Annotated in this window: 30 protein-coding genes; 16 read left to right on the forward strand and 14 right to left on the reverse strand. The window is 70.1% G+C overall.

From position 1 onward, the window contains the following. Nucleotides 1-77 precede the first annotated feature (77 nt). From ACFOYY_RS21540 to ACFOYY_RS21560, 5 genes are all read right to left on the reverse strand, one after another. A complete protein-coding gene (locus ACFOYY_RS21540) occupies nucleotides 78-2,000 on the reverse strand; it encodes a M48 family metalloprotease (RefSeq protein WP_386191246.1) in 1,923 nt (640 codons plus the stop codon). A gap of 3 nt (nucleotides 2,001-2,003) precedes the next feature. Beyond that, a complete protein-coding gene (locus ACFOYY_RS21545; protein ID WP_386191249.1) occupies nucleotides 2,004-2,489 on the reverse strand; it encodes a hypothetical protein in 486 nt (161 codons plus the stop codon). Between the two features lie 180 nt (nucleotides 2,490-2,669). Beyond that, a complete protein-coding gene (locus tag ACFOYY_RS21550) occupies nucleotides 2,670-3,638 on the reverse strand; it encodes an NAD(P)-dependent alcohol dehydrogenase (RefSeq protein WP_352012850.1) in 969 nt (322 codons plus the stop codon). Nucleotides 3,639-3,679: 41 nt separating this feature from the next. Next, complete coding sequence (locus ACFOYY_RS21555; RefSeq protein ID WP_352012849.1) at nucleotides 3,680-3,904, reverse strand: helix-turn-helix transcriptional regulator; 225 nt, start codon at nucleotides 3,902-3,904, stop codon at nucleotides 3,680-3,682. Further along, on the reverse strand, nucleotides 3,898-4,326 hold the full coding sequence (locus ACFOYY_RS21560; protein ID WP_386191253.1) for a hypothetical protein: 429 nt from the start codon (nucleotides 4,324-4,326) through the stop codon (nucleotides 3,898-3,900). Before ACFOYY_RS21560 ends, ACFOYY_RS21555 begins: the two co-directional genes overlap by 7 nt. Nucleotides 4,327-4,456: 130 nt before the next feature. Here ACFOYY_RS21560 and ACFOYY_RS21565 point away from each other — a divergent pair, with 130 nt between their 5' ends. The 11 genes from ACFOYY_RS21565 to helR all read left to right on the forward strand — a co-directional run bounded on the left by ACFOYY_RS21565 (nucleotide 4,457) and on the right by helR (nucleotide 15,081). Further along, complete coding sequence (locus ACFOYY_RS21565; protein ID WP_352012973.1) at nucleotides 4,457-4,690, forward strand: DUF2283 domain-containing protein; 234 nt, start codon at nucleotides 4,457-4,459, stop codon at nucleotides 4,688-4,690. A 98-nt stretch (nucleotides 4,691-4,788) separates the two neighbouring features. After that, complete coding sequence (locus tag ACFOYY_RS21570) at nucleotides 4,789-5,379, forward strand: RNA polymerase sigma factor (protein ID WP_386191256.1); 591 nt, start codon at nucleotides 4,789-4,791, stop codon at nucleotides 5,377-5,379. Beyond that, nucleotides 5,372-6,487: a CU044_5270 family protein gene (locus ACFOYY_RS21575; protein ID WP_386191258.1), complete on the forward strand. Its 1,116-nt coding sequence runs from the start codon at nucleotides 5,372-5,374 to the stop codon at nucleotides 6,485-6,487. Before ACFOYY_RS21570 ends, ACFOYY_RS21575 begins: the two co-directional genes overlap by 8 nt. A 190-nt stretch (nucleotides 6,488-6,677) precedes the next feature. Continuing rightward, entirely contained in the window at nucleotides 6,678-7,937 is a 1,260-nt protein-coding gene (locus ACFOYY_RS21580; protein WP_386191261.1) for a sensor histidine kinase, read from the forward strand. Next, the gene (locus ACFOYY_RS21585; protein WP_352012844.1) at nucleotides 7,922-8,566 is read left to right on the forward strand and encodes a response regulator transcription factor; all 645 of its coding nucleotides are present in this window, start codon (nucleotides 7,922-7,924) and stop codon (nucleotides 8,564-8,566) included. Before ACFOYY_RS21580 ends, ACFOYY_RS21585 begins: the two co-directional genes overlap by 16 nt. A gap of 20 nt (nucleotides 8,567-8,586) precedes the next feature. Next, complete coding sequence (locus ACFOYY_RS21590; RefSeq protein WP_386191265.1) at nucleotides 8,587-8,769, forward strand: hypothetical protein; 183 nt, start codon at nucleotides 8,587-8,589, stop codon at nucleotides 8,767-8,769. A 34-nt stretch (nucleotides 8,770-8,803) separates the two neighbouring features. Beyond that, nucleotides 8,804-9,760: an inositol-3-phosphate synthase gene (locus ACFOYY_RS21595; RefSeq protein WP_386191268.1), complete on the forward strand. Its 957-nt coding sequence runs from the start codon at nucleotides 8,804-8,806 to the stop codon at nucleotides 9,758-9,760. A 58-nt stretch (nucleotides 9,761-9,818) separates the two neighbouring features. Then, a complete protein-coding gene (locus tag ACFOYY_RS21600) occupies nucleotides 9,819-10,334 on the forward strand; it encodes a SigE family RNA polymerase sigma factor (protein WP_386191271.1) in 516 nt (171 codons plus the stop codon). Then, nucleotides 10,331-11,425 carry a hypothetical protein gene (locus tag ACFOYY_RS21605; RefSeq protein ID WP_386191274.1) on the forward strand — a complete coding sequence of 365 codons (1,095 nt, stop codon included), beginning with the start codon at nucleotides 10,331-10,333 and terminating at the stop codon, nucleotides 11,423-11,425. The genes ACFOYY_RS21600 and ACFOYY_RS21605 overlap by 4 nt, the downstream gene beginning before the upstream one ends. 255 nt (nucleotides 11,426-11,680) lie before the next feature. Beyond that, on the forward strand, nucleotides 11,681-12,901 hold the full coding sequence (locus ACFOYY_RS21610; protein WP_362782175.1) for a glycosyltransferase: 1,221 nt from the start codon (nucleotides 11,681-11,683) through the stop codon (nucleotides 12,899-12,901). Beyond that, a complete protein-coding gene (gene helR / locus ACFOYY_RS21615; protein WP_386191277.1) occupies nucleotides 12,898-15,081 on the forward strand; it encodes an RNA polymerase recycling motor ATPase HelR in 2,184 nt (727 codons plus the stop codon). The genes ACFOYY_RS21610 and helR overlap by 4 nt, the downstream gene beginning before the upstream one ends. Nucleotides 15,082-15,084: 3 nt before the next feature. Here the strand turns inward: helR and ACFOYY_RS21620 are convergent, their stop codons facing one another. Further along, nucleotides 15,085-16,710, reverse strand: coding sequence for a DUF2079 domain-containing protein (locus ACFOYY_RS21620; protein WP_386191280.1), 1,626 nt, complete (start codon nucleotides 16,708-16,710; stop codon nucleotides 15,085-15,087). Between the two features lie 363 nt (nucleotides 16,711-17,073). Here ACFOYY_RS21620 and ACFOYY_RS21625 point away from each other — a divergent pair, with 363 nt between their 5' ends. Next, complete coding sequence (locus ACFOYY_RS21625) at nucleotides 17,074-17,481, forward strand: hypothetical protein (RefSeq protein ID WP_386191283.1); 408 nt, start codon at nucleotides 17,074-17,076, stop codon at nucleotides 17,479-17,481. A 368-nt stretch (nucleotides 17,482-17,849) separates the two neighbouring features. Further along, entirely contained in the window at nucleotides 17,850-18,293 is a 444-nt protein-coding gene (locus tag ACFOYY_RS21630; RefSeq protein WP_386191285.1) for a GNAT family N-acetyltransferase, read from the forward strand. Nucleotides 18,294-18,342: 49 nt separating this feature from the next. Here ACFOYY_RS21630 and ACFOYY_RS21635 read toward each other — a convergent pair whose 3' ends face one another. The 4 genes from ACFOYY_RS21635 to ACFOYY_RS21650 form a co-directional block, all read right to left on the reverse strand. Next, nucleotides 18,343-18,762 (reverse strand): DUF4267 domain-containing protein, encoded by a 420-nt coding sequence (locus ACFOYY_RS21635; protein WP_386191288.1) that lies wholly within the window; start codon nucleotides 18,760-18,762, stop codon nucleotides 18,343-18,345. Further along, a complete protein-coding gene (locus ACFOYY_RS21640) occupies nucleotides 18,762-19,271 on the reverse strand; it encodes a cupin domain-containing protein (protein WP_386191290.1) in 510 nt (169 codons plus the stop codon). Before ACFOYY_RS21640 ends, ACFOYY_RS21635 begins: the two co-directional genes overlap by 1 nt. Next, a complete protein-coding gene (locus tag ACFOYY_RS21645) occupies nucleotides 19,262-19,861 on the reverse strand; it encodes a TetR/AcrR family transcriptional regulator (RefSeq protein ID WP_386191293.1) in 600 nt (199 codons plus the stop codon). Before ACFOYY_RS21645 ends, ACFOYY_RS21640 begins: the two co-directional genes overlap by 10 nt. Before the next feature lie 99 nt (nucleotides 19,862-19,960). After that, the gene (locus ACFOYY_RS21650) at nucleotides 19,961-20,785 is read right to left on the reverse strand and encodes an SDR family oxidoreductase (protein ID WP_386191296.1); all 825 of its coding nucleotides are present in this window, start codon (nucleotides 20,783-20,785) and stop codon (nucleotides 19,961-19,963) included. Between the two features lie 252 nt (nucleotides 20,786-21,037). Here ACFOYY_RS21650 and ACFOYY_RS21655 point away from each other — a divergent pair, with 252 nt between their 5' ends. After that, nucleotides 21,038-21,325: a hypothetical protein gene (locus ACFOYY_RS21655; RefSeq protein ID WP_352012831.1), complete on the forward strand. Its 288-nt coding sequence runs from the start codon at nucleotides 21,038-21,040 to the stop codon at nucleotides 21,323-21,325. A 210-nt stretch (nucleotides 21,326-21,535) separates the two neighbouring features. Continuing rightward, entirely contained in the window at nucleotides 21,536-21,931 is a 396-nt protein-coding gene (locus tag ACFOYY_RS21660) for a winged helix-turn-helix transcriptional regulator (protein WP_386191299.1), read from the forward strand. Here the strand turns inward: ACFOYY_RS21660 and ACFOYY_RS21665 are convergent. The 4 genes from ACFOYY_RS21665 to ACFOYY_RS21680 form a co-directional block, all read right to left on the reverse strand. Continuing rightward, on the reverse strand, nucleotides 21,916-22,896 hold the full coding sequence (locus ACFOYY_RS21665; RefSeq protein WP_386191302.1) for a hypothetical protein: 981 nt from the start codon (nucleotides 22,894-22,896) through the stop codon (nucleotides 21,916-21,918). The genes ACFOYY_RS21660 and ACFOYY_RS21665 overlap by 16 nt on opposite strands. Before the next feature lie 91 nt (nucleotides 22,897-22,987). Next, nucleotides 22,988-23,305: a hypothetical protein gene (locus ACFOYY_RS21670; RefSeq protein WP_352012828.1), complete on the reverse strand. Its 318-nt coding sequence runs from the start codon at nucleotides 23,303-23,305 to the stop codon at nucleotides 22,988-22,990. Nucleotides 23,306-23,552: 247 nt separating this feature from the next. Further along, nucleotides 23,553-23,702, reverse strand: coding sequence for a hypothetical protein (locus tag ACFOYY_RS21675; RefSeq protein ID WP_352012827.1), 150 nt, complete (start codon nucleotides 23,700-23,702; stop codon nucleotides 23,553-23,555). 147 nt (nucleotides 23,703-23,849) lie between these two features. Further along, the gene (locus ACFOYY_RS21680; RefSeq protein ID WP_386191306.1) at nucleotides 23,850-24,599 is read right to left on the reverse strand and encodes an HXXEE domain-containing protein; all 750 of its coding nucleotides are present in this window, start codon (nucleotides 24,597-24,599) and stop codon (nucleotides 23,850-23,852) included. 136 nt (nucleotides 24,600-24,735) lie between these two features. Between ACFOYY_RS21680 and ACFOYY_RS21685 the strand changes: the two genes are divergently transcribed. Next, nucleotides 24,736-25,362, forward strand: coding sequence for a TetR/AcrR family transcriptional regulator (locus tag ACFOYY_RS21685; protein ID WP_352012825.1), 627 nt, complete (start codon nucleotides 24,736-24,738; stop codon nucleotides 25,360-25,362). The last annotated feature ends 357 nt before the right edge of the window (nucleotides 25,363-25,719 follow it).

Here is a 25,719-nt window from a genome sequence, read left to right on the forward strand (position 1 = left end):
CCGACGGCACGAGCAGGACGAGCAGCAGAGGGACGGCCAGGAGAGTACGGCCAAGCGTCCCGGCACGGGACATGGCGTCACCACCCTTCGGTGGGAAACGGGGAGACGGGTTCCGGCACTGGTGCGTCGTGGTAGCGCCTGAGGTGGTCGCAGCGTCTGACGAACGCGGTCCACGCCAGTCCCTCCAGGTCCTGGGACCGGGTGCGGGCTCCGCGCAGGAACAGTTCGCCGACCTGGCGCAGAAGGCCGTCGTCCGAGTCACGCAGCGTCTCCCCCAGCCGCGCCTTGGCGGCGTGGTCGGCGGGAGCGCCGAATCCGGACACACCGACGGTGAACAGCCCCAGGCAGATCACGCCCGCCTGGGGTGAGTCGGGAAGCGCCGCCGCGCGCGTCGTCACGGGCGGAGGGGGCGCGGGAGAGAGGATCAGCAGGCTTGGCGGGAGCACGAGGACGAGGACGAGGAGGGGCGCAGCCGTACGGAGGGGCAGGCGCGGGGCGAGCAGCGCGACCAGCGCGAGGACCAGCAGGAACAGCGCCGCCTGGGGGGTGATCATCAGGCGGGCGAGGTCGGCGGCTCCCCACTGCTCGGAGGCGGCCAGGCGGGCGGCGAGGGACCAGGTGCCCAGCACGACGGCGAGCATCAGGGCCGCCAGGGGCGCCGTGTACCGCCAGGCACGCGTCCCCGCCCTGGGCGCCCACGCGCGGGCGGCCAGGGCGAGCCAGCCGGTCACCGCCGTGGTCAGCGCCAGGAGCGTCACCGTCATCCAGATCGCGGTACCCGGCTGGATCTCGGTCGGCTCGGCGACGGCCGTGAAGTCGGGCGCCGTGGGGATCCAGCGGCTCCACCGCACACCCGACCTGGGCGCCAGGACCAGCCCGGCCACCAGTCCCGCCCCCAGCCCGAGGCCGCAGGCCAGGACCTGGAGCCGGGTGAGGACCCGCGCCGCCCCCGCCCGCCAGACGGCCAGGCCGACGATCCCGGAGACGGGCACCGCGGCGACGAGACCGGCCACCCAGTAGGCGACGAGCGGCGGCACGGGCAGCAGCGTCCGCAGGCTCACACCGAGTTCGGTGACGACGACGCCCGCCGCGATCCCGGTGGCGACGGCCTCGACGGCGGAGGGCCGCAGCAGCAGGTCCGGGTCGAGCAGCACCCTCAGCCGCCGTTCGTGGGGTGGGTGCAGGCGCAGCAGGCCGCGGCGTTCCTGCTTTCCGCCGGTCAGCAGGGCGAGCATGCCGCCGGGCCGCAGGTCGCCGCCCCACAGGTCGGCGTCGTGCTCGCGTGCCCTGACCACGGCGGCCCAGGTGCCCGTGACCAGCAGTGCGAGCACGAGGTCGCGCCAGGTGACGGCGAGCGCCGGGGTGGGGCCGGTGACCAGCAGCGCGGAGAGCCCGACCGGCGCGATCGTCACCAGCGCCAGGCTCACGACGGCGAAGACGGCCAGGTAGGTACGGTCGACGTCCCGGTTGCGCAGGTGACCGAGCTCGTGGGCGAGCGTCGCGGTGACCCGCTCGGTGTCCGTCACGGCGCACAGGGGGGTGTCGGAGGAGAGCATGACGCGGTGCCGGTTCCTGCGGCCGTAGACGAACATCCACAGCGGCCCGCTCTGTTCGCTGAGCATCAGCGTCGGTGTCCGGTCGAGTCCCGCCCGCTCGACGGTCTCCCGTATGGCCCGGGGCCAGGGGTCGAGCGGACGGGCGCCGTGCCGGTGGGTGATCACGGTGGGCGCCGCCAGGTAGGCCGACACGGTCAGGACCGCGACCAGCGCGGGACCGGCCAGCGGGACCAGCGCCTGGAGCACCAGGATCCGGGTCGAGCAGTCGAGGAACTCCTCGATCCCGGGCAGCGCGCCGCAGGCCCGGTTACGTTCGCTCCAGCCGTCCTGGACGAGCACCAGGAACCAGTAACCGCCGAAGAGCGCCCCCGCCGCGACGGTGAGGAACAGCAGCCGCAGGCGTTCGACGCTCGTCGAGGGCAGGGTGGGGCCGTTCCCCCGCACGGGTCACCCCCCGGACGCGTCGGGTGGGGCGTCGAGCCCGAGTTCGCGGTGGAGCGCGCCGACGACCGCGTCGGCCAGGAGCCGGGCCCGGGGCTCGGCCAGGCCCGCCGCGAGGGCGTTGGACAGGACGGCCTCCCCGATCCTGCGGCGTTGCCGGTCGTCGAAGGGCGGTAGCGGCTCCTCGATGAGCCGTTTCCTGCCGCGCCGGGTCACCCGGCCGAAGAGGCCGCGTATCCCGGTGCGGGTCTGGTCGGAGATCTCGTCCTTGGCGGCGTCCAGGAGGGCACCGCCGACGAAGGAGATGACCACGGGTGTCCAGGCGGTGATCTCCACCAGGATTCCGGAGCCCATGAGCCGCTCCCGGGACCGGCCGTCCGTGGGGTTCCTGACGTGGACCGCCCAGAGCCGGGGCAGGAAGGGGAGTTCCTCGGGGCCGAGGTCGGCGATGACCGCCTCGACGATTTCGTAGGGTGTGCGCCGTTGCGACACTGACGCTCCCGATGCCAAGGGAGAATGAGGCGTATCAGAAGGTACTCCTCCCGCCGGAGAATCGCCCCACCCGCCATGGCCTTTCTGCCGGAAAAGCCATACCAAAACTGAATATTAACCTTTAAGGAAGATATATCCCTTAAGGGCAATATTTCGTTGTATAGCGGGATGAACGCCTGGTCAGGGGACGGTGACCACCACCTTGCCCCGCGCGTTCCCCTCCTGGACATAACGGATGGCCTCGGCCACCCGCTCCAGCGGATACGTACGGTCGACGACGGGAGTGACCTTTCCCGCCTCGATGAGTTCTTTCATGAGAAGAAGGTCGGCGCGGTCGTCGGTGTGCACCCGCACCCGCAGGCTCTGCCCGACGAACGGCGACAGCGCGAAGGCCCTGAACCAGCGGTCGGTCCCCCAGAACCAGGGGCCGCCGGTCCCTCCGACGATCACGAGGGTCCCGCGCGGCTTCAGCGCGCGACGGCACTCGGCCAGGGACGGGCTCCCCTGCACGTCGAGGATGAGGTCGTAGCGCTCCCCCCGGTCGGCGAACCTCTCCCTGGTGTGGTCGACGACGTCCTCGGCCCCCAGGGAACGCACGAGGTCGGCCTTGGCCGGGCCGCAGACACCGGTGACGGTGGCGCCGTACGAGCGGGCGATCTGCACGGCGAACGTGCCGACGCCGCCGGAGGCGCCGTTGACCAGGACCCGCTGCCCCGGGCCGATGCGCCCGTCGCGCAGCCCCTGCAGGGCGGTGAACGACGAGATGGGTACGGCGGCGGCCTGCTCCAGGGAGAGATTGACCGGTTTCGGCAGGAGTTGCCCCTCGGGGACGGCGACGTACTCGGCGAAGGAGCCGGCACACCAGCCGAAGACCTCGTCACCCGGCTCGAACTCCGTGACGTTCGCGCCGACCTCCTCGACCCGTCCGGCGACCTCAAGCCCGGCGACGGGGTTCCTCGGCCTGCGCAGCCCGGTCACGAACCGGGCGACGTACGGCATGCCCCGCATGAGGTGCCAGTCGTCTCCCCCGATGGGGGCCGCGTGGACCCTGACCAGCACCTCCCCGTCCCGGGGGACCGGCCTGGGGATCTCCTTGAGCCGTAACACCTCGTCGGGCGGGCCGTACCGCTCGTGGGTGATCGCGCGCATGACCGTCTCTCCTCACTGACTGGGGGTCGCGAGGAGCGGGGTCACTCCTCGGTTTCGGGGTACTGGAAGACGTCGTCGAGCGGGACGCCGAAGACCCGGGCGATGCGGAAGGCCATCTCCAGGGACGGCGAGTAGCGGCCCTGCTCGATGGCGATGACGGTCTGACGGGTCACACCGACGCGTTCGGCGAGTTCCGCCTGTGTCATCTCACCCTGGGCGAATCTGAGGGACCGGATCGTGTTCGTGATCCTGGTCGGCTTCACCACGTCTGGAAACCCCTGCGGTAGGCGATGATCTTGGCCGCCGATCCGAGGACCGACGACAGGACGAACGCCAGATAGATCACGTTGGCGATCCAGAAGTGGTCCAGCCTGGCCATGGCCATGCCGAGCGCCGCCACGCCACCCGCGACGACGAACGACCGGCCGACGTACTCGCCGAACCGGTAGATCTCCCGGTCGCGCTGGTCCTTCCTGTCGGCGTCCCCGGGTGAGGCTATCGCGAGCGCCACATCGAGCACGATCGTCGCCACGATCGCCGAGCCGACGGTCCACAGCAGCACCGGAACGTACGGCACGGCGGCCAGGGCGCCCTCTCCCACCCGTCCGAGGATGACCAACACGTAGGTCACGTAGGACACGACCGTGACCACCAGCATGACCCAGGCGCGCTTCTCTTCCGCCGACATGCCTTCAATGTAAATCAAACAAAACATCATGTCTACTTTTCTTTACATCGCCGATCGTGGCCAGGATGTACGGAGGCGGGGCACTCTGTCAGTGACAGCACGATCGAACATCCGGGGGCCGACCTTGCGCGTGGAACACGACGGGGAGAACGACGTCGCCTACGTCCACCTGGCCGAGGAGATCGCCCCGGGCGCGGCGAGAACCCGGATCGTGGTCGAGGACCCGGCGCTGCGGGGTGAGGTGATCCTCGACCTCGACGAACACGGCCGCCTGCTGGGCGTCGAGGTCGCCGGCGCCTCCGCCGCGCTGTTCCCCGAGACCCTGGCCGAGTCCGAGCAGGAGGGCACGCCGTACGAGGGGTGACGCGGCGGTCGCCGTGAAGAAGATGTGCCCGTTTCAGTAAGTAGGGGTGTGAACCCACGAAGAACACCCCTGACGGCCATCGACGCCACCGGTAGAAGATGATCACAACCCCATCGCGAGAGGCCGAGGACGCCCATGCGATCGAGGAGTCCCTCCACGTCCCCGAACGGTTCGCCGTCCTCTACGACCGTTATTTTTCGGACATCCACCGCTACGTCGCGGGCAGGCTGGGCACCCAGACCGCCGACGACCTGACGGCGGAGGTCTTCCTCGCGGCCTTCCGCGGCCGCGAGGGCTTCGACCCCGCCCGGGGAACGGTCCGCGGCTGGCTGTACGGCATCGCCACCAACCTCCTCGCCCGCCACCGTGGCCAGGAGGCACACCACCTGAGCGTCCTGCGCCGGATGTCGGCCGACGACGGGATCGACGCCGGACACGAGGAGCTGGTGGCCGGACGGCTCACCGCCGCGGGCGTGCGGGGGCCGCTCGCGGAGGCCCTGGAGGCGATGCCGGAGGCCGACCGTGACGCGCTGTTGCTCCTCGCGCTGGCCGAGCTCAGCTACGAGGAGATCGCGCACGCCCTCGGCGTCCCCACGGGAACCGTCGGATCGCGGCTCAACCGCGTCCGCAGAAAACTGCGAGCCGCCCTCGGCGGCGTCAACCCCTTGATCGGAGCATCGGATGGATGACCTCGCCCAGATCCGCGCGCTGATGTCGGTGCGACCGCCCACGCCGGAGGTGGTCGCCGAAGGCAGGGCACGACTCACCGCCGCCTTCCAGGAGCCCCTCCGGGAAACCGTTTCCCGGGAACCCGTTCTCCCCGAGCCCACCGTCGGCCGGATCCGCAGGGCCATCCGGGCGGCCAGGTGGACCGCCCTCGGCGCGGGCCTGCTCGGCGTCGCGGCCACCACGGCCGTCGTGCTCTCGCAGGGGGCCCCGGATCCCGCGCCCACGCGCTCCGTGGCGACGCTGTCCGCCAAGGACGTCTTCCTGGCCGCCGCGAACTCGACCGTCAGGATGCCCACGACCGGGAAGTACTGGGTGCGCAAGGCCGTCAACGGCCGCCGGCTCGACTCTCCCGACAAGCGCTACCGCCTTGTGAAGACCACCGCGGTCGAGTCCTGGGTCCCGCGGGCACCGGGTGGACGCGCGTGGACGATCACGCAGGAGCAGGGAACCGTCCCGGCGACGCCCGAGGACGAGAAGGCCTGGCGGGCCGCGGGCTCCCCGCGGAGCTGGACCTACCCCGATCGGAAGGTCACGCTCCACGCCGAACCTGGTGAACGCCAGGCCGTGTGGAACGACACCGGTAAGCCGATGACCCTGCTCGACACCCCCATGACCCCGCAGGCGTTGAAGGCGCTGCCGACGACCCCCGAGGGGATGCGGACCTACCTGGAGAAGGTCGTCGCCGACGGGTACGGCGCCGAGCCGGTCAACATGAACGCCAACGTCTTCCAGTACGGCACCCAGCTCGTCATGGACTTCCCCGTCTCCGCCGAGGTGCGGGCCGCGGTCTACCGCATGTGCGCCGTGTTGCCCGGTGTGAAGTCCCTCGGCACGGTCACCGATCCGCTCGGCCGTACCGGTCAGGCGGTCGGTTTCCAGGAGGGGGCCGCCGCGCGGACCCGGTTCGTGCTGGACACCACCACGGGACGACTACTCGCGTCCGAGTCGGCCAACTCCTACCGTGGCGAGCTGATCGAGTCCTACGCGGCGGTCAGCTCCCTCACCTGGACCGACGAGGAGCCCGACCTCCCCGCCAAGCAGAGCCCTCAGGACCGCCCTGCCGACTGACCCGCGTACGGCCACTCCGCCCGGCCACGCCTCATCCGGCGTGGCCGGGCGGAGCTTTCCCATCTACTTCACAAAGCGGACAGGGGGCCTAATATCGGTCTGGACGCACGAACGAGTGGGGCTGGACCCACTGTGATCGCTCGCCCCGCACGGTGCACAGTTGAGGCACCGAACAAAAGCGAGGAAAGACATGAAACGCCTGGCATCGTGGCTGACATGTGCGGGGACGGGCTTCGTACGGTCATGTGTCGTGGTGGCCGTCAGCCTGCTGGTCCCGGCCGTGTGGGCGGTCGCCGTGGCACTGTGGATCCGGGTGTGGCACGGAGACCCGTGGTCGGGGATCGTCCCGCTCCTGTGGGCCTGCGTCGGCACCCTCGCCCTGGTCCGCCCCGTCTGCCGGATGGTCCGCTCCCTCGTCGCGAGGTGGACGGGAACCGTCATCCCCGCCGGGTACCGGCAGCCGGGACCGGTGACACAGCTGTCCACCGGATACTGGTGGAACGGCCACTCCTACGAGCGCAGCGATCGCGACGCCCTCATGGACCAGAAGTGGCGGCTCCGCTGGAAGGACCCGGCGAACTGGCGTGACCTGCGGTTCGTGGCCATCATGCCGTTCACCGCGGGAGTGTCCGCGGTCATCCCACCGGCCGGGATCGCGGGAGCGATCGTCGGACTCTCCCAGCCGTCACCCGTCATGCGCCTCCTCGGCGTGTTCGGCGGCGCCGTGGCCGTCTTCCGCTCCCCGGACGCCTGGCGGGTCGTCGAGCCGGTGGCCGTCCGCTTCCTGCGCCCGTCGTCCGCGATGGCGCTGGCGGAACGGGTCGACGAACTGACCGCCCAGCGCGCGGACACCACGGTCGCGCAGGCCGCCGAGATCCGCCGGATCGAGCGGGACCTGCACGACGGGGCGCAGGCACGCCTGGTCGCGCTCGGGATGTCGCTGGCGACCGTGGAGAAACTGATGAGGACCGACCCCGACCAGGCCGCCGAACTGCTGCGGGGAGCACGGGCGGGCGCCGCCACCTCCCTGGCCGAACTGCGCGACCTGGTCAGGGGCATCAACCCGCCGGTGCTGAGCGAGCGGGGCCTCCTCGACGCCGTCCGCGCCCTCGCCCTGGACAGCCCCCTCGAAACGACCGTCAGCGCCGACGCCCGGCTGAGCCTGGACCTGCCGATCGAGTCCGCCCTCTACTTCGGGATCGCCGAGCTGCTGACCAACGCGGCCAAGCACGCCCACGCGAGCCTGGCGCGCGTCTCCATCGTCCGGGACGACACCGGCGTCGTCGTCGACGTCGAGGACGACGGCCGGGGCGGGGCCGACATGCGGACCGGCGGCGGACTCGACGGGCTGCGCCGCCGCCTCGCCGTCTTCGACGGCACCCTGGCGGTCACCAGCCCGGCAGGCGGTCCGACCCACGTGAGGATGATGGTGCCATGCGCGTCGTTGTAGCCGAAGACCTCTATCTCCTGCGTGACGGGATGATCCGCCTCCTCCAGGCGTACGGGCACGAGGTCGTGGCGACGGCCACCACCGGCCCCGAGACGCTCGACGCGCTGCTGAAGTGGCGGCCGGACGTCTCCGTGGTCGACGTCCGGATGCCGCCGACCCAGTCGGACGAGGGCCTGAAGGCCGCGCTCGCCGCCCGCCGCGAGGTGCCCGGCCTGCCGGTCCTCATCCTCTCCCAGCACGTCGAACAGCTCTACGCCCGGGAACTCCTGGCCGACGGCGCCGGAGGGGTCGGCTACCTCCTCAAGGAGAGCGTGTTCGACGCCGACCAGTTCGTCGACGCCATGGAACGCGTCGCCGGAGGCGGGACCGCCATGGACCCGGCCGTCATCGCCAGGCTGCTCTCCAGCGGCTCCACGAACAGGCGGCTCGAAGGCCTCACCGAACGCGAGCACTCCGTACTCGCCCTGATGGCCGAAGGACTGTCCAACCAGGCCATCCGCCGGCGGCTCTTCCTCAGCGAGAGCGCCATCAGCAAGTACACGACCTCGATGTTCGACAAACTCGGCATCACCGACGACCACCACAACCGCCGGGTCCTGGCCGTCCTCACCTATCTCAACAAAGCCTGATATTTCCGTCGCCGGGCGCCGTGGGCGCGCCACCGCAGGGCCTGGTCTTCGAGGACCCGTTCCTGGCCGCCCGGCAGCCCGACCGCCCCGCGCTCGTCGGCGGCAAGGAGCCCCTCGACGCCGCGGGCCGTACGCCATGGCTGGAACCGAGAAACATGACCGAACTGATCGACCGCCTGAAGGACAAGGGCTTCTCCGGATAGCCCTTCGGAGGGCGCGCCGCCGTACCTTGAGAGCATGATCGAACGGGCTGGGGTCGCGGTTGTCGGTGTCGGTAACAACGTGTCCGCGTTTCTGCAGGGGATGGCGCTGTACCGGGCCACGGGGGAGTTGGTCGGGGTCCGGCGGCCGGTGCTCGGGGGGATGGGCGTCGGTGACATCGACTTCGTGGCGGCGTTCGCCATGTCCCCGGGGAAGGTCGGGAAGGACCTCGCCGAGGCGATCTTCGCACCGCCCAACAACTTCCCCCGGATCGTCGACGACCTGCCGCCGTCGGGTGTCACGGTACGGCGTGGCCTCTCGGCCGACGACGCAGGTGCCGACGCCGCCGAGGTGGAGCGGGTGGCCGGGGAGTTCGCCGGGGCCGAGGTGGTGCTCTACGCGGCCCCCAGCGGAAGGCAGCGAACGGCGGAGGCCTACGCCGAAGCGGCGCTGCGGGCGGGTGCGGCGTTCGTCAACATCACCTCGGACACGGTGGCCCGTGATCCGCGGTGGCTTGACCGGTTCACCGAGGCCGGACTTCCCCTGCTGGGGGACGACCTGACCAGCCAGTTCGGCACGTCCATCGTGCACCACGCCCTGTTGCGGCTGCTGGAGGAGCGCGGGCTCACCCTGGTCAGCTCCTACCAGGTCAACCTGGGCGGCACCGAGGACTTCCGCAACCTGGCGGAGAACGACAACACCAAGATGGAGTCCAAGCTCAACGCCCTGGGCACGGCCGGGCGGGTTGAGCTGGCCCCGCTCGGATACCTGCCGCACCTGGAGTCGCACAAGGTGGCGCACATCAACATCGAGGCGCAGGCGTGGGGCGGGGCCCCGGTCAGCCTGGACCTGAAGCTGAAGGTGCACGACCCCAGCGGCGGCGCCGGGGTGATCGTCGATCTGGTCCGCATCGCGGCACACGCGCTCCGGCGGCGGCGCGGCGGCTGTCCGCCCGAGACGGCGTCACTGCTCAAGTCCCCGCCCTCCCTCTAGGCCGTGCTTTCCGCCTTCCGCTTCCAACCTCGCGATCCTCGCCGGAGTTGTTAGGTGTATGGACCGCTATGAGGGGTTCCGGGAGTTCCTGCAGGCCCGCCAGCAGTCGTTGACGCGGACCGCGTCCCTTCTCACCGGAGACGCCCACCTCGCCGAGGACCTGCTGCAGACGGTCCTCATCAGAGTCGCCTCACGCTGGACCCGGCTCGCCAGGGACGCCAACGTCGAGGCGTACACCCGCAAGGCGCTGGTCAACCAGCACCTGTCGTGGCGAAGACGCAAACACGTCGAACTGCCGAGTGTCACGATGCCCGAGCGGGGCCGCTCACACGACGAGGCCACCGTACGGCGTCTGGCCCTGCGGCAGGCGCTGGGCAGGCTGACCCCACGTCAGCGGACCGTGCTCGTCCTGCGTTTCTTCGAGGACCGCACCGAACACGAGACCGCCCAGCTCATGGGGTGTTCACTCGGCACGGTCAAGAGCCAGACCCATCACGCCCTGTCGCGTCTGCGCACGCTGGCGCCCGAACTGGCCGATCTGCTCACCGACGTACCGACGGAGACGCACCGATGAACCTGCTCCGTGACGAACTCCACGCGATGGCCGACGAGGCCCCCCACATCGACCTGACAGAACGGGCCATAAGAGGCGCCAGGCGCAGACGCGTCGCCGGCGCGGCGCTGGCCGTCGCCGCCGCCGTGGCCGTGATGACCGGTGGTACGGCCGTCCTGCTCGGCGGCGGCACGGGCACCGGAAGGTCCGTCACGATGGCCCCCGCCACCAGGGACGTCACCGCGCTGCCGGAGAGGGGGGTGGGGCCGCTGACCCACGCCTACCTCAGCCGGTGCCCGATGCCGAGGAAGCCGGACGACGAGTGCGTCTCCGGTCAGTGGCGGGTCGTCACCGAATCCGGGACGACCTACGCGCTCGCCGACACCATGGGCCCCGACCGCACGGGCAGAGCGCTGAGAAGCCCGGTGGCGATCACGAAGGACGGGCGCCGGATCGCCTACTACAGCGAGAGGAAGCAGACCTTCGAGGTGCGCGACCTCGCGAGCGGCCGGACCTGGAAGGCCCCCCTCAAGGTCAGAGAGGGCGACTTCGACGGTGAGAGCTTCCTGCGGCTGTCCCCCGACGGCATGCAGCTGATCTACACGAACTGGAGTGGCATGCCCAAGCCCTACAGCGTCCTGGTCGACATGGAGAAGGGCAGGACGACCACGCTGAACGCCACGTGGTACCCAGTGAGCGTCGGTGACGGCGGCAGCCCGATCACGCTGGTGAAGCCGTCCCGAGTCTGGATCGTGGGCAACAGGCCGGTCGCCGTCAAGAACTTCCCCTACGAAGTCAGCGCCCTCGGCCCGGACGGGCGCACTCTCGTCAGGCTGGGCCGGTACGTGGATGGACGCCCCACGGCGATCAGCACATTCGACGCCCTCGGTGGCGCCGAGGGACCGGCGCTACGTGTCACGGGCCTCTCGGACGGGATGAGCCTGGCCCGTCTGGGTGGCTGGGTGAGCGACACGGAGGTGGCCCTGCTCGCCGTCCCCGACCGCTCGGAGATGGAATCGGTGCTCTACGCGGTGAACGTCCACACCGGCAGGGCCAGAGAACTCCGGAGGTTCGCCGATTTCCCCGCCGTCCTGCCGGGAGCGGCCAGGTAGCCCGTCCGGCGCCCGGCGACGAGAGCGGCGCCGGAACAGGGGAACATCGAAGAGCGAGGCAGGACCGAGAGCCGGCGCGGGGCGGAGCAGGAGAAGAGGCGACGCCGGGACCGGAGAGGGGGCGAGAACGAAAAAAGGGGCCTTCGCCCCTTTCCACTCTCAACGTATAGCGCATGGGGGGACTTGCCGCAAGGCCCCTGGTATGCCGCAGAATCGTCGGCCGAGGCCAGGATCTGCGAAAACGGGGGACGCGGAATGCGTGTGGTGTTGTCGACGTACGGCTCGCGAGGGGACGTCGAACCACTGGTGGCGCTGGCGGTGCGGCTGCGGGAACACGGCGTGGAGGTGCGGGTGTGCGCGCCGCCGGACGAGGACTTCGCCCGGCGGCTGGCCGGGGTCGGTGTCCCGCTGGTTCCGGTCGGGCCGTCGGCCCGTGCGCTGACGACGGCGGCTCCGCCGTCCGCGGGAGACCTGCCCCGGCGTGCGGCCGAGGTGATCGCCGGCCAGTTCGAGGCGCTCGTCCCGGCGGCCGAGGGGTGCGACGCGCTGGTGGCGACCGGCATGATGCCCGCCGCCGCGGGCGCGCTCTCGGTGGCCGAGCGGCTGGGCGTCCCCTCGGTCTCCGTGACCTTCCAGCAGCTCACCCTGCCGTCGCCGTACCACGCGCCGCTGGCCTATCCTGGCAGGCCGTTCCCGCCCGAGGTGACCGACAGGCGGACGCTGTGGGACCTGGACGCCCGCAATATCAACGAACTGTTCGGTGAGGCGCTCAACGTCAACCGGACGGCGGCCGGGCTGCCGCCGGTCGACGACGTCCGTGGCTACGTCGTCGGCGAGCGGCCATGGCTGGCCACGGACCCGGTCCTGGACCCGTGGCGGGAGACGCCGGAACTCGACGTCGTGCAGACCGGCGCGTGGACGCTGCCCGACGAACGGCCGCTCCCGGCCGAGCTGACGGCCTTCCTCGACGCCGGGGAGCCCCCGGTCTACGTGGGCTTCGGCAGCATGCCCATGCGGTCCGTGAAAGCCGAGGCGGTCGTCGAGGCGGTCCGGGCACGGGGCCGTCGTGTGGTCCTCGCCCGTGGCTGGGCCGACCTGGCCCCGATCGGCGGCCGGGACGACTGTTTCGTCGTCGGCGAGGTCAACCACCAGGCGCTGTTCGCCCGGGTGGCCGCCGTCGTACACCACGGCGGCGCGGGCACCACGACGACGGCCACCCGGGCGGGCGCGCCCCAGGTGGTCGTGCCCCAGGCCGCCGACCAGCCGTACTGGGCGGGCAGGGTGGCCGAACTGGGCGTCGGCGTGGCGCACGACGGCCCGGCCCCGACGGCCGAGTCCCTGTCGGCCGCGCTCGGGGCCATACTGAGCCCCGAGACCCGGGCGCGGGCGACCGCCGTGGCCGACACGGTCCGCGCCGACGGTACGGCGGTGGCCGCGCGGCTGCTGCTCGACATGATCGGCGGGAAGAGGCCGTGAACCGCTCAGAACCGCCGAACAAGATCGGAACCGATGTGAAGACCGTCAGCGCGTTCGACCTTCCCGAGGGCCTCGCCGCCAAGGCCGTACCGGCGCTGATCGCCCGTGACGAGCGGCACTTCGCGGCCATCGCGGAGAGTCTCGAACAGTCGATCGCCGAACTGTCCGACCGGCTCGACGCCGAACTCAAGGCTCCCGGCGGCGCGGGACGGCAGGCGATGGACCGGGACATGCAGGTCCACCGGCTGACCGCCCGCCTGCGCACCCTGCGCCGCTTCGGCCTGGACCTGTGCCTCGGGCACATGGTCGGTACGGACGACCCCGAACCCGTCTACATCGGGCGGCTCGGTCTCACCGACAGTGAGGGCCGCAGACTGCTGCTCGACTGGCGTTCCCCGGCGGCGGAGCCGTTCTTCGGCGCCACCCACGCCAACCCGATGGGACTGGCCAGCCGCAGGAGATACCGCTGGACCCGGGGCCGGATCAACGACTACTGGGACGAGGTGTTCACCCAGGACGGGTTCGAGGGGCACGCCGCGCTCGACGACCAGTCCGCCTTCATCGCCAGCCTGGGGACCAACCGGTCGGCCAGGATGCGGGACGTGCTGGGCACCATCCAGGCCGACCAGGACGCCATCATCCGCGCCGGGTCCCGTGGTGCCCTCGTCGTGGACGGCGGCCCCGGCACCGGCAAGACCGTCGTCGCCCTGCACCGTTCGGCCTACCTCCTCTACTCCGACCCGCGTCTCGGGCACAACCGGGGCGGCGTGCTGTTCGTCGGCCCGCACCAGCCGTACCTCGCCTACGTCGCCGACGTCCTGCCCAGCCTCGGCGAGGAGGGCGTACGGCTGTGCACCCTGCGTGACCTCGTCCCCGAGGGGGGCTCCGCGGCGGTCGAGGCCGATCCCGAAGTGGCCAGGCTGAAGTCGTCCGCCGACCTGGTGGGGGCGATCGACAAGGCCGTCAGGTTCTACGAGAACCCGCCGACCGAGGGGATGACGGTCACGACGCACTGGTCGGACATCTGGCTGGGCGCCGACGACTGGGCCGAGGCGTTCGCCGTACCGGACCCCGGCACCCCGCACAACGAGGCACGCGGCCAGATCTGGGAGGAGCTGCTCACGATCCTGGTGGACAAGCACGGCGACGAGGAGGCCCCCGCCCATCTGCTGCGCAGGTCGTTGACGGGCAACCGGGAGCTGGTCACGGCCTTCAACCGCGCGTGGCCGCTGCTTGAGGCGACCGACCTCGTCGGGGACCTCTGGACGGTGCCGGCCTACCTGCGGCTGTGCGCCCCCTGGCTCGACCGCGACGAGATCCGCAGGCTCCAGCGGGAGAACGCCCAGGCCTGGACGGTCTCCGACCTGCCGCTGCTCGACGCGGCACGCCAGCGGCTCGGCGACCCCGAGGCGGCCCGGCGCAGGCGTCGGCAGAACGCCGCCCTCGCCGCCCAGCGTGAGCGCATGTCGCGGGTCGTGGACAACCTGATCGAGGCCGACCCCGACGGTGAGGGGCTGGTGACGATGCTGCGCGGGGAGGACATGCGCAACTCCCTGGACGACGAGACCGTACTGCCCGGCGCCGAGAAGGACCCGCTGGCCGGGCCGTTCGCGCACATCGTCGTGGACGAGGCCCAGGAGCTGACCGACGCCGAATGGCAGATGCTGCTCTCCCGCTGCCCGTCCCGCAGTTTCACCGTCGTCGGAGACCGCGCCCAGGCCAGGCACGGGTTCACCGAGTCGTGGCAGGAGCGCCTCGAACGCGTCGGTCTCGACCAGATCGCCCTGGCCTCCCTCAGCGTCAACTACCGGACGCCTGAGGAGGTCATGGCCGAGGCCGAACCGGTCATCCGGGCCGCGCTTCCCGACGCCAACGTGCCGGTCTCCATCCGCAGTGTCGGCGTCCCCGTCCTGCACGGCCCCGTATCCGACCTGGACACGATCCTCGGCACCTGGCTCGCCGAGCACGCCGAGGAGGTCGCCTGCGTCATCGGCCACCCCGCCTTCCGGGAAACCCCCCGCGTCCGCTCCCTCACCCCGGAACTGGCCAAGGGCCTGGAGTTCGACCTGGTCGTCCTCGTCGATCCCGACAGGTACGGCGAAGGCATAGCGGGAGCCGTGGACCGCTACGTCGCCATGACCCGGGCCACCCAACGCCTGGTCATCCTCACGACCCCCTGAGCATCAGCTCCGGACCCGGGAGAGCACCACGTAGCCGCCCGACGAGAAGGCGACGCGGTAGTCGTTCCTGAGCAGGAAGTCGACCCGTGCGGTCTGCTCGTCGAGTGACGGGAACGGGAAGGCGTGCTTTCCGACGTCCGCGACCACCCAGGGGGCCCAGCGTACGGTTCTGTCCCACAACAACGTCCTGGTCCGGCTTGAGAGGGCGGGGGCGACATTGTTCGCGGCGTCGACCAGGGCGTTATCGGGAACGACGGCAACGGCTGCGGCAGCCGCCTCCGTCCGGGTCGTGGAGGCGTGGAAACCCACGCCGAAGAACCTTCCGAACGCGAAGAAGGGAATCATCGCGACACTGACCAGAAGGACCAGTGAAGGCCATCCTCGAACGACGCGGAGAAGCCGTCCGGGGTTCTTCGCGGCTGGCTCCGGTGACGTCCGGGATCGTATGCGGGCCGCCATTCTCCGATATCCGTCGACTCCCCCGACGAACACCACCATCACGATGAAGGCGTTGTAGTGGTATTTCGGCTCCCACCAGTTCGGGAAAGAGCTTGAGAGCATTCGCTCCATCAGCAACGGAACGGCGGCGACGGTGACGGGCGACATGACCGAGGCGAAAAGGAGCGGGGCGAGGAGCAGAACCACGGTCTGGATCTTGACGGGAGGCGTGGCGAGCAGGGAGACGGCGTCGAACGGATGCGCCAAAGCACGCAGCGCGGCCTCTCTGAAATCACGGCCCAGCCCCGAGTAAGCCCAGTAGTAGTCCGCCCGGCCGCCGAAGTGCGGGATGAGGACCTGGGTGCACAGATAGGCCGCCACCGCGCCGACCAGCACGAAGAGCGCCCCAAGGGCGCGGTCCCCCTTCCTGGTGATGAAGAACAGTCCCACACCGGCCACGAGAAGCCCCATGTCCTCCTTGACCTGCAGGATCAGGAAGGCGGCCAGCAGGACGTGCCACCTCCTGCCCGCCTGGTGGCGCTCAAGGAGAACGGCCGTCAGCAGCGGGACGAAGGCGACCTCGTGGAAGTCGAAGGCGACGGCCTCCGCGACGGGCCAGGAGATCGCATAGACGACGGCGACGCAGTACGCCATACGCTCGGCGCCATACCTGGAGACCACAGGCCCGGCACTGAACGCCCTGAAGGCGTATCTCCAGAGAAACGGTATCGCCGACGCCAGAAGTATCGCCTGAAGAACGAGCAGGGTCTCCGGACCGTCGTGCACCCAGTAGAACGGGGAAAGCAGGGCCAGGATGGGCGACCAGTGGTCCCCCAATATCGAGAACTGGTCGCCGAAGCCGTTGTGGACACCTTTCACCATGGCCACCGGCGGCCCCAGGTGCGAATACGAACGCACCGCCTGATCGAAGATCACCAAATCGTAGGCGCTCGCCCGGAACCTGGCGAACGATATGAGAGAGTACGCGGAGTAGAACACGGCGGAAAGAACGGTGAGGACAAGAAGAGGTGCCCTGCTCAGCCTCTCCTCCGGGGCCCGGAACGCCGCCGGAGATTTCCTTCTGCTCAGAGTTCCGGCCATGCGTCCTCTCCGTACGGAGACCTCGGGAAAACAAGAAAGCTGCCGATCTCCCCCTGTGACGGGATTCGACCGGCAGCTTCTTCGGTACATGATCAGCCTACCTACCTTTTGGCAGGATTGCCGACTTTTTGGTGATTTATCGGCCGAAGTCCAGCAGGATCAACGCCCTCGGCGACCTCGAACCCGGTGCGTGTTTTATCCCTGAAATCGAGATGTCTTGAATCTTTCCGGCATCCGATACAACCGATCCGACCGATCGGCACTCATCGAGAAGGACCGGTGACCCAAGACGTCAGCTGTGGAAACCTTCGACACGGACACCGACGCGGGCGGCCGAACGACGGCCCGCTCGGGAGTGGGTCTAGCCCCACCCTTCCGTACGGCCACCCTCATACTGGGCCGGTTGGGATCTCCGTAGCGTCGTCACCACAGCGACACGGAGGAGAAGGACCCATGAACGAGATGACGAGCATTGGCGACGCCCGCGCTCAGGAGGCCTTCGCGGCGGCGAGGAAGTACGTCCTGCTCTTCGGTGCCATCAGCGCCGTCGTCCTGGGAACGGTCGCCGTGATGGCCCTCATCGGCGGCGAGACGACCTCGTTCATGTGGGTCCGGGCGGTCGTCATGCTCGCGATCGCCCCGCTGCTCCACCGGATGGTCGTCCGGGCCGCGGAGGGGTCCGCCAAGGCCTTCGACCGGGTGCGCGCCCTGTCCGTCGTCATGCCGATCGCGATCATCGGCGTCGACCTGATCCCCGGCCTCTGCCCCGCGTGGTACGCCGTGCTCCAGGGCCTGTCGGGGCTCGCCCTCGTCGCCGTCGCCGTCATCACCCGCGGCCCCGCCTTCCCCAGGAAGAAGTGACCGCTCCGCCTGGGGAGCCTCCCGGCCACCCAACCGTCGGCAATAGACGGATATGGCCGGATATGGACAGCGGGTCTCGATGCCGATTCGGCGCCGGTGACGGAGGCGGCGGAACGCTCACCACCGGCCCGGGGCCCGGCCTGAGCGCGAACCTCTCCAAGGACATCCGGAGGATCGAGCTCTGCGAGCTGAAGCCCGGATGGGGATACTCCTGCGCGGACTGGAAGCCCTGATCCGGCCAGGCGGTTCCGAGCCGGGGCGCCCGTCCTACACGTGCGCACGAGGGGCGGCCGGTACAGACCGGTTGTCTCTTCTCATACGCCGACAAGGACGCCTGAGGCCGGGTACGGAGGCGTTAGTCTGCGGCCATGATCGTCTTCCGTGAGGCCGTACCCGATGACTTCGCCGGTGTCATGCGTCTCTATCGGCAGTTGCAGCCGAAGGACCCGGTCCTGAGTGACGGGTCCGACGTGGCGACCTTCACGCGGATCCTGGACTCGCCCGGCCTGCATCTGTTCGTACTCGAAGCCGAGGGGGCCGTGGTCGCCACGGCGTATCTGAACGTGATCCCGAATCTCACCCGCTCCGCGTCGCCGTACGCCGTCATCGAGAACGTCGTGGTCGAGGAGAGCCTGCGGGGCACGGGGCTGGGCAAACAGGTCATGGCCGGTACGCTTCGGGCCGCCTGGGACGCGGGCTGTTACAAGGTGATGCTGCTGACGGGGTCGAGCAGGCCCGCCACCCACGCGTTCTACCGGGCGTGCGGTTTCTCCTCCGACGCCAAGACGGCCTACCTCGCCCGCCCCTCGTGAGGCCGTGGACTCACGAGGGGCGTTCACCCGGCCCGGCCGGTAGCGAGGATCACGAGACCAGCGGGGTCGTGAAGGACGTGGCGGGCCTGGGGCGGGGGCCGCTCAGCAGGAGACCTCCGGTGAGGGCGACCATGGCCGCGGTCGCGCCGTGCACGCCGAAGGCGATCGCGGGCGTTCCACCGGAGAGCAGCACGAGGAGCATGTCACCGACCGGAGTGAGCGCGATGGCCAGCATGGCCCACCCCAGGACTCGGCGATTGCCGGTCAGGGTGATCGCGAGGATCACCAGGCCGGAGACCACGTCCCGGATCCCCTTGACCGCGAGGAAGCCGGCTCCTTCGCCCTGCGGCCAGCTCGGCAGGCCGAAGTCGGGCGCCATGGACTGGGGTGCGACGAGGTAGCTCACCCCGATGTAGCCGATGAACAGGGCGCCGACGACGGCGAGGACGGTACCGATCTTCGTGAGCATCAGAGCCCTCCTCCACCGTTGGTGGACGCCTGGCGGTCACGGGTCCAGACCGGGCTGTCGAGGAAGTGGTTGTCGTACAGCTCCTGGGAGGCCAGCAGTTCCTCAAGCGTGGCCTCTCCCCTGCGCAGCCGGTCGAGCAGCCGGAAGTACTCGAAGCGCTGGATGCCCGGGGCGACGACGATGAGGAGGTCGGCGGTGTGGCCGGGAGCGGCGGCGAAGGCGTGCGGCGTCATCGGGGGCACGGCCGCCACGTCACCCGCCCCCAGCGTCACGATCTCCTCGCCCGCCAGGATGCGGGCCTTGCCGTCCAGGATGTAGAACAGCTCGGTCGAGGTGGCGTGGTGGTGGGGCACGGCACCGTCCGCGCCCTCGGTGAGGGTCATCCTGAGGGTGCTCAGCGCGCCGCCGGTGTCGCCGGAGTCGAGCAGCAACCGCCCGGTGGCGGTGGCCGAGACGATGGTCTCGGCGTCGACCTCTCGGACGACGGCGGTTTCCGCGATCAGCGACATGTCATGTTCCCTTCGAGCGCGCAGGAGACGAGCCGTTCCGCGTAGGCCCGGTCGATCGGTGCGCCGGTGATCATTACTCGGTAGTAGAGGGCCCCCGCGAGCTGGTCGAACAGCACCTCGGCGTCGAGGTCGGCGCGCAGTTCGCCGCGTAGCCGGGCGCGCTCGATCAGGGCGAGCGCGATGGCGTTGCGTCTGGCGTACTGCTCACGGCCCAACCGGCCGATGTCCTCGTGCCTGGCCGCGGCGCCCACGAGTTCACCGACGGCTCCCGCGGACGGGCCCCTGTTGCCACCCGCGGCACGCATCCGGTTGAGCCCGGCGGCGATCTTCTCCAGGTAGTCGACGAGGTCGGTCCGGATGTCCCCGGTGTCGGTGATCTCGTCGTCGGCCTGCAGCCGGGCCACCACCGCGACGGCCAGGTGGTCCTTGGTCGGCCAGCGGCGGTACAGCGTGGTCTTGGCCACGCCCGCCTGCTCGGCCACCTCGTCGACGGACAGCCCGGCGTAACCGCGCTCGAAGATCAGCGCGGCGGCGATCCGGAGCACCCGTTCGTCCACCTGCGTGTCACGCGGTCGTCCGCGCGGCGCCATCGCGACCCCCTCATTTACGAAACCCTTGTTGCGAAATAAAAGCTACTCCTCCGCCCTCTAATTACGCAACTCCGGTTTCGTAAACGACGCGGGGGCCGGTCAGCGGAACGCGGCGGCGTTGCGCGTCGCCCAGGCGGCGAACGGCGTGGCCGGACGACCGAGGACGCGCTCCACGTCGGGGCTGACCGCCTGCTCGGCCTCGGTGGGCTCGCCGAGGATGGACAGCGTGCCCTCCACCACCGGGGCGAGCATGAACGCCGACATCTGCGCGTGCGCCTGCTCGCGGGTCTGCTCGACGAACGTCACCGGCTCACCGATCGCCCGCCCGATCGCCTCGGCCCGCTGCCTCGGCGTGGTCGACTCCGGGCCGGTGAGCACGTAGGTCGCGCCGTCGTGCCCGTCACCGGTCAGTACGGCGGCGGCCACCGCCGCGACGTCGTCGGGGTCGACGAACGGCAGCCCGACCTCGGCGAACGGGGCGGCGGCGGTCCGGTGCGCGCGGATCGGCTCGGCCCAGGCGAACGCGTTGGAGGCCATTCCGCCCGAACGCAGCACCGTGAACTCCAGCCCGGAGGCGGCCACGGCCTGCTCGAAACCGGCGGCGTGCGCGTAGGCGCCGCCGGGCCGGGTGCCCACCCCCTGGGAGGACAGCAGCACCACCCTGGCCACCCCTGCGGCCTTCGCCCTCGCCAGCACCCCGGCCGGGTCCTCCCCGGCGACCAGCAGGAACAGCGCCTTGGCACCGGAAAGCGCGCCGGAAAGACTGTCGGCGTCTCCCAGGTCCGCGGCCACGGAGCGAACCCCGGCCGGGACGTTGGCCGCCTCGATCCGGCGGGCCACCGCCGTCACCTGCTGCCCGGCCTCAATGAGCTCCCGCACCAGCGCACGGCCGACGTTCCCGGTGGCACCCGTAACAACGATCATGACTCTCCCCGTTCCAGGATGGCGAATCGCTTCGCCGCTTTGTTAGTTAGTTGACTAACTGAAATCAACGCTAGCGGACCGCCTCTTGCTTGTCCAACCTGAATTGGGCAACTGACTCACAACGGATCGCGCGGGACCGCCGGGCTCGGAGGCGTGACCTTTCCGGGGCCGCCGACCGGCGACTCCGTCAGGGGGCGAGACCGGATCGGCGAACAATCGAGGGAAACGCCAGGCACCGCAGGAAGGACGCTGATGGTCGAGATCCCCGTGGAGAAGCTCAAAGGCGTCTTCGACCTGCTCATGGAACGGATCAACGCCGGTGGGCAGGTGGTGGAGATCAACGCCGAGGAGTTCTGGTCCGTGCCCCGCGACCAGGCCTACGACGTCTACAACGAGCCGCGAGACCTCACGATCGGCGCGCTGTCCGATTCGTGGGGCTACCTGGACGACATGCTCTCCGATCCCGACCGCGTCGTGGGATACGGGTTCGTCTGGCTCTCCGAGGTCCTCCGCGCCATCGGCGACGAGGCATCCTCCTGAAGGCCGTCCAGCGGCCGATGCCGTCCAGTTCGGCCAGGTCGCCCAGGGTCCAGGAGCCACCGGGTGTACTCATCGTGACGCCTCTCGTCGTGCGCCCAAGGCGGCGCCTGCATCGGCATCGGCATCGGCATCGGCATCGGAGAGGAACTTCCCATGGGGAAGTAGGTACTTTGGAGCGCGTAACCCGTCCGCCGGTGAGAGGTGCGACCAGTGACGACGAAGGCGGCCCAGGCCAAGGTGGAGTACGACGCGTTCCTGGCGGCGTGCCCCAGCCGGCAACTGCTCGCCCGGATCTCGGACAAGTGGGTCGTCCTGATCCTGTGCGCGCTGGGCGGCGACGACGGCCCCGGTAGGGCGATGCGCTACTCCGAACTCGCCCGGCTTCTGGCCGGGGTCAGCCAGAAGATGCTGACCCAGACGCTACGGTCACTGGAGCGCGACGGCCTGCTCACCCGCACCGTGACGCCGACCGTCCCCGTCACCGTCTCCTACGAGCTGACCGACCTCGGCCGCTCGCTCCACCACATGACGCGCGGGCTCAGAAGCTGGGCGCAGACACACATGGCCGAGGTCCTCGCGAACCGTGACCACTACGACGCCCGCTGAGCTCCGGCCCGGGACCGGTACACCTGGAGCACGGCGCCCACCATGACGACCCCGGCGGCGACCGCCAGGATGTTCCCGGCGAACGCGACGGGAAGGTGTTCCCGGGGCGCGAAGCCGTCGGGACCGAAGGCGGAGATCCCCAGTTTCCAGCCGCTCCACGCGGTCAGGAAGCCCGATCCGGCGAAGGCCACCGCCATCGGGAACCACACGGCCAGCCGCCTGGCCACCCGGGCGGTCAGCACACAGACGCCTCCCGCCGCGGCGAACGCCCACGCTCCAGAGGTGGCGGCGAGCAACCGGCCGTTCAGACCGAGGTCGGCGCGGAGCCCCACGGTGCCGCCGACCGCCCAGAACGACCACATCACCCCCAAGCCCGCCGCGACGGCAAGTGCCGCCCGTACGGCGTTCGCCCGCCAGGTGGGACGGACCCGGGGGAGGTCGCCGACCCGGCCCAGGAACGCCCAGGGCCACCGTTCCCGCAGATAGATCGGCAGGCCGACGGCCAGGCCCAGCCCCATCCCGGCGAAACCGATGGCCAGGAACGCCATCTCCCATCCGGCCGCCGCAGGCTCGGCGACGCTCACGGCACGTGCTCCCTCCTCAGAGCTCCCGTCGCCGAGCAGAGCGCTCACCACCATGTAGGGCAGCATCGGCACCAGGAAACCCGCGGCCGTCCAGGCGGGGAGCAGCAGCAACGGCGCCGGGATCCGCATTCCCCAGGGCCGGGCCAGTGACAGCCCGAGCGCCACCCCGGCCGCCGCCATCACCACGGTCAACGCGTTGAGCAGCGCCCAGTCGGCCACCTGCGTCTCGGCCTCCCACGAACCGCCGCCGAGCAGCAGCCTCGCCACCCAGATCACCTTGACCAGCAGATACAACGACATCGTCCCGGCCGCGCAGTATCCGGCGCCCTGCCGTACGGCACGCCACCTCGGCCCCACGGACGCCGCCTCTGGAATCGACATGTACTGGAGTATGACGAGACGGGACACTGACCTTTAGGTCGCTCTCAGCCTCCTCTCAGAAACGGCCCGGGACCCTTGGTTCCCGGAAATGTCAGAAACGACGCCAGTCGTAACCGACGGCGGCGTATCCGGTCGGGCAGTCGGCGGTCAGGCCGGTGGTGTCGCCGAAGTCCTTCGCGAAAAGGCTCCAGTACCAGAGACCGTTCGCGCACTTGACGCCGATCTGGTATTTCTCCGGTCCGGTGCCGCCGCACCAGCCGGTGGCATGGCCGGTTCCGGACTGCTGGTAGTAGGAAATGGCACAGGTACCGTTCCAGTCGGCATTGGCGGCGGGGGCGGCGAGCAGGGCGGCACCGAAGGCCGCCGAGGCGATCCCACCCAGGAGAGCTGCGCGTATGCGTGTCCGCATAGTAACCTCCCTAATACGTCTACGGATGTTTCCGTGGGCGGGTGTGTTTTCCAGGCCTCCCGCCCGCGGCAGTCCTGCCATGCGCCAGAATTCCGGCCAAGGCCTTTGTTTCCGCCTTATCCAGTTTCAGGCCCGACTCTGCGCCTGATTACATCCGGCCACTTGAAGAACCGAAACCATGCATATATTCGGCATTATGGCCGGAGAGCTCCTGGTCGCTTACCAACCAAAGAAGTATCACGCGCGATTATCGCCACACCAGACGGCAAAACTGCCATTCTCGATGGCAGAGGAGACCGCTCAGGCCGAAGACGTCGGCGATGGCGAAGGCCAGGGGCGGGCCGGGGTCGTACCGCTCGGTCTCGATGACGTTGACGGCCGCCAGGAGACCTGGCACCGGTCTGCCTGACCCCATCGGCGGGCCGCACGCGGTTCGCGCAGCCGGTTCTTCATGGTGCCCCGTCATCGACGACCACGGTGCCGCGACCCTCGGCCGCCGACGGCTCCTGGCCGGCGGCCGTGTGCGGAAAGGGTCCCACGTCGTTCAGCGGGCGGCTTGGGTGCCGGTCTTCGCCGTCGCGGCGCGTGCCGGGGGCAGGGACCTTTGGAGGAGGGCGCCGACCAGCAGGACGAGGCCTGCGTTGAGGAGTTGCAGCAGGTCGAGGACGGGTCCGGAGATGACGTCATTCAGGAACAGGTTGATCGTGAGCAGCAGGGCGCCGTGGGCGGCCACACCGACGCCGACGACGCCGAGCAGGCGCCACTTGCCGAGCGGCGGGTCCTGGTGCCTGAGGAAGACGCCGATCATCCAGGCCGAGGCGGGCAGGAACATCACGACCGCGGTGAGCAGCCCCGGGTTGTACGTGCCGGTGGCAAGGGCGGGGACGATGTGGACGAAGCAGTTGACGATGACGATGCTGTAGAACGCGAACCCCATCATCACGTACTTGCCGGCGAGCAGGGCGCAGATCACCGCTACGACCCAGACCAATCCGATGTTGACGAACAGATAGAACTCTGTCGGGATCGGGCATTCCGGATAGGCGCCCCGGTTGAGCGTGGTGCACAGGGAGTCGGGGAAGGCGTGGTGGGCGCCGTCGGCGGCGATGCCGTACTCCTCGATGTTGTGGAACAGGTACACGACGACGGCGACCCAGCCCAGCCAGGTCGGGTCCTTCCACCGGGGCAGGGCGCGGCCGCCGCGCAGCGCATCGGTCGTCAGGAGGGCGGCCGTCAGGACGATCGCGGCTCCGAGGCCGATCCAGGCGAATTCAAGATCGAATGTGGAGAACATGCGCGGGGTGCCTTCCAGGGGTTCTCGGTGCGGATCCGCTGCCGGACGCGGGTCGCCCATCGGGATCCGGACCACCACACTGTATTTCAACACTTGTTGATGTCAACAGCTGTTGATATCGGATAGAGTGCCTGACATGGGCGAGAAGGACTCCGAGCGTCCCGGGCGGCCGCCCGGCGGCGACGGCCGTAACCGGGACCGCATCCTGGCCGCGGCCAGGCACGAGTTCGCGGCCAAGGGGTTCCGGGGGGCGACCATGCGGTCGATCGCCGCGGCGGCGGGGGTCGACGTCGCGCTGCTGGCCCACTACTTCGGCAACAAGGACGGCCTGTTCGCCGCCACCCTCCAGCTGCCCGGCCAGGCGGTCCAGCAGGTCCGGGGGGCCTTCGACGGGCCCGTCGGAGAGCTCGGCGAGCGCCTGACCCTCGCCTACCTGTCGCTGTGGGAGGACCCCGGCCTGGCCGGGTCCCTGAGCGCCACGGTGACGTCGGCCTTCGCCCACGAAGGCGCCCGCGAGCAGCTGCGCGCGCAGCTCACCGCCGCCCTGCCCGAAGACGTCCTCTCCCTGCTGCCCGGCGACGACCCGGACCTGCGCCTGGCCCTGGCGCTCAACCACCTGTTCGGCATCGCGCTGGGCCGCCACCTGCTCCGGCTCCCGGCCCTGGCCGACCGCGACCTGCCCGTCCTCCTCGCCGCCGTCGCCCCCACCGTCCAGCACTACCTCGCCGGCCCCCTGGGCCGCCCCGAGCCCGCCACCACCTGAGCCGAGCAGCCACCGCCCAAGGCCCCGTCCCGCCGTGAACACCCCAGAACATCAAAGGAACATCACACGCGACCGTCGCCGCACCGGACGGCAGACGGGATCACCCAGGCAAGCCCTCCAGGGCTCGGGTCGTTCGGAGCGGAAGGTCCACAAAACAGGTCCTAGGTCCAAGGTCCCGGATCGCGCCGACCGGGCGTCCGATGCCGTGGAACACGGCGAGCGGCATAGTCGTGCCAGACAGCGCAGCGCACGTGAAGAGGGGAGGGGCGATGACCGGACCGGACGGGCCAAGTCCGGGCGCCGCCCACCCCAGCGCCCTCAGAGGGTGTGCCAACAAGTGTCCGCCGGTCCCGGTGC

The organism is Streptosporangium jomthongense (assembly GCF_042650425.1).
GTDB lineage: Bacteria > Actinomycetota > Actinomycetes > Streptosporangiales > Streptosporangiaceae > Streptosporangium.

Coding starts and splice junctions, on each gene's coding strand:
- ACFOYY_RS21560 (WP_386191253.1), bottom strand. CDS start 4,326: ATGTCGGCGGAAGAGAAGCGCGCCTGGGTCATGCTGGTGGTCACGGTC.
- ACFOYY_RS21670 (WP_352012828.1), bottom strand. CDS start 23,305: ATGCGGACACGCATACGCGCAGCTCTCCTGGGTGGGATCGCCTCGGCG.
- ACFOYY_RS21550 (WP_352012850.1), bottom strand. CDS start 3,638: ATGCGCGCGATCACCCACGAGCGGTACGGCCCGCCCGACGAGGTGTTA.
- ACFOYY_RS21640 (WP_386191290.1), bottom strand. CDS start 19,271: ATGTCGCTGATCGCGGAAACCGCCGTCGTCCGAGAGGTCGACGCCGAG.
- ACFOYY_RS21595 (WP_386191268.1), top strand. CDS start 8,804: ATGATCGAACGGGCTGGGGTCGCGGTTGTCGGTGTCGGTAACAACGTG.
- ACFOYY_RS21645 (WP_386191293.1), bottom strand. CDS start 19,861: ATGGCGCCGCGCGGACGACCGCGTGACACGCAGGTGGACGAACGGGTG.
- ACFOYY_RS21585 (WP_352012844.1), top strand. CDS start 7,922: ATGCGCGTCGTTGTAGCCGAAGACCTCTATCTCCTGCGTGACGGGATG.
- ACFOYY_RS21610 (WP_362782175.1), top strand. CDS start 11,681: ATGCGTGTGGTGTTGTCGACGTACGGCTCGCGAGGGGACGTCGAACCA.
- ACFOYY_RS21665 (WP_386191302.1), bottom strand. CDS start 22,896: ATGTCGATTCCAGAGGCGGCGTCCGTGGGGCCGAGGTGGCGTGCCGTA.
- ACFOYY_RS21570 (WP_386191256.1), top strand. CDS start 4,789: ATGATCACAACCCCATCGCGAGAGGCCGAGGACGCCCATGCGATCGAG.
- ACFOYY_RS21655 (WP_352012831.1), top strand. CDS start 21,038: ATGGTCGAGATCCCCGTGGAGAAGCTCAAAGGCGTCTTCGACCTGCTC.
- ACFOYY_RS21650 (WP_386191296.1), bottom strand. CDS start 20,785: ATGATCGTTGTTACGGGTGCCACCGGGAACGTCGGCCGTGCGCTGGTG.
- ACFOYY_RS21605 (WP_386191274.1), top strand. CDS start 10,331: ATGAACCTGCTCCGTGACGAACTCCACGCGATGGCCGACGAGGCCCCC.
- ACFOYY_RS21630 (WP_386191285.1), top strand. CDS start 17,850: ATGATCGTCTTCCGTGAGGCCGTACCCGATGACTTCGCCGGTGTCATG.
- ACFOYY_RS21625 (WP_386191283.1), top strand. CDS start 17,074: ATGAACGAGATGACGAGCATTGGCGACGCCCGCGCTCAGGAGGCCTTC.
- ACFOYY_RS21580 (WP_386191261.1), top strand. CDS start 6,678: ATGAAACGCCTGGCATCGTGGCTGACATGTGCGGGGACGGGCTTCGTA.
- ACFOYY_RS21620 (WP_386191280.1), bottom strand. CDS start 16,710: ATGTACCGAAGAAGCTGCCGGTCGAATCCCGTCACAGGGGGAGATCGG.
- ACFOYY_RS21635 (WP_386191288.1), bottom strand. CDS start 18,762: ATGCTCACGAAGATCGGTACCGTCCTCGCCGTCGTCGGCGCCCTGTTC.
- ACFOYY_RS21680 (WP_386191306.1), bottom strand. CDS start 24,599: ATGTTCTCCACATTCGATCTTGAATTCGCCTGGATCGGCCTCGGAGCC.
- ACFOYY_RS21575 (WP_386191258.1), top strand. CDS start 5,372: ATGGATGACCTCGCCCAGATCCGCGCGCTGATGTCGGTGCGACCGCCC.
- ACFOYY_RS21685 (WP_352012825.1), top strand. CDS start 24,736: ATGGGCGAGAAGGACTCCGAGCGTCCCGGGCGGCCGCCCGGCGGCGAC.
- ACFOYY_RS21600 (WP_386191271.1), top strand. CDS start 9,819: ATGGACCGCTATGAGGGGTTCCGGGAGTTCCTGCAGGCCCGCCAGCAG.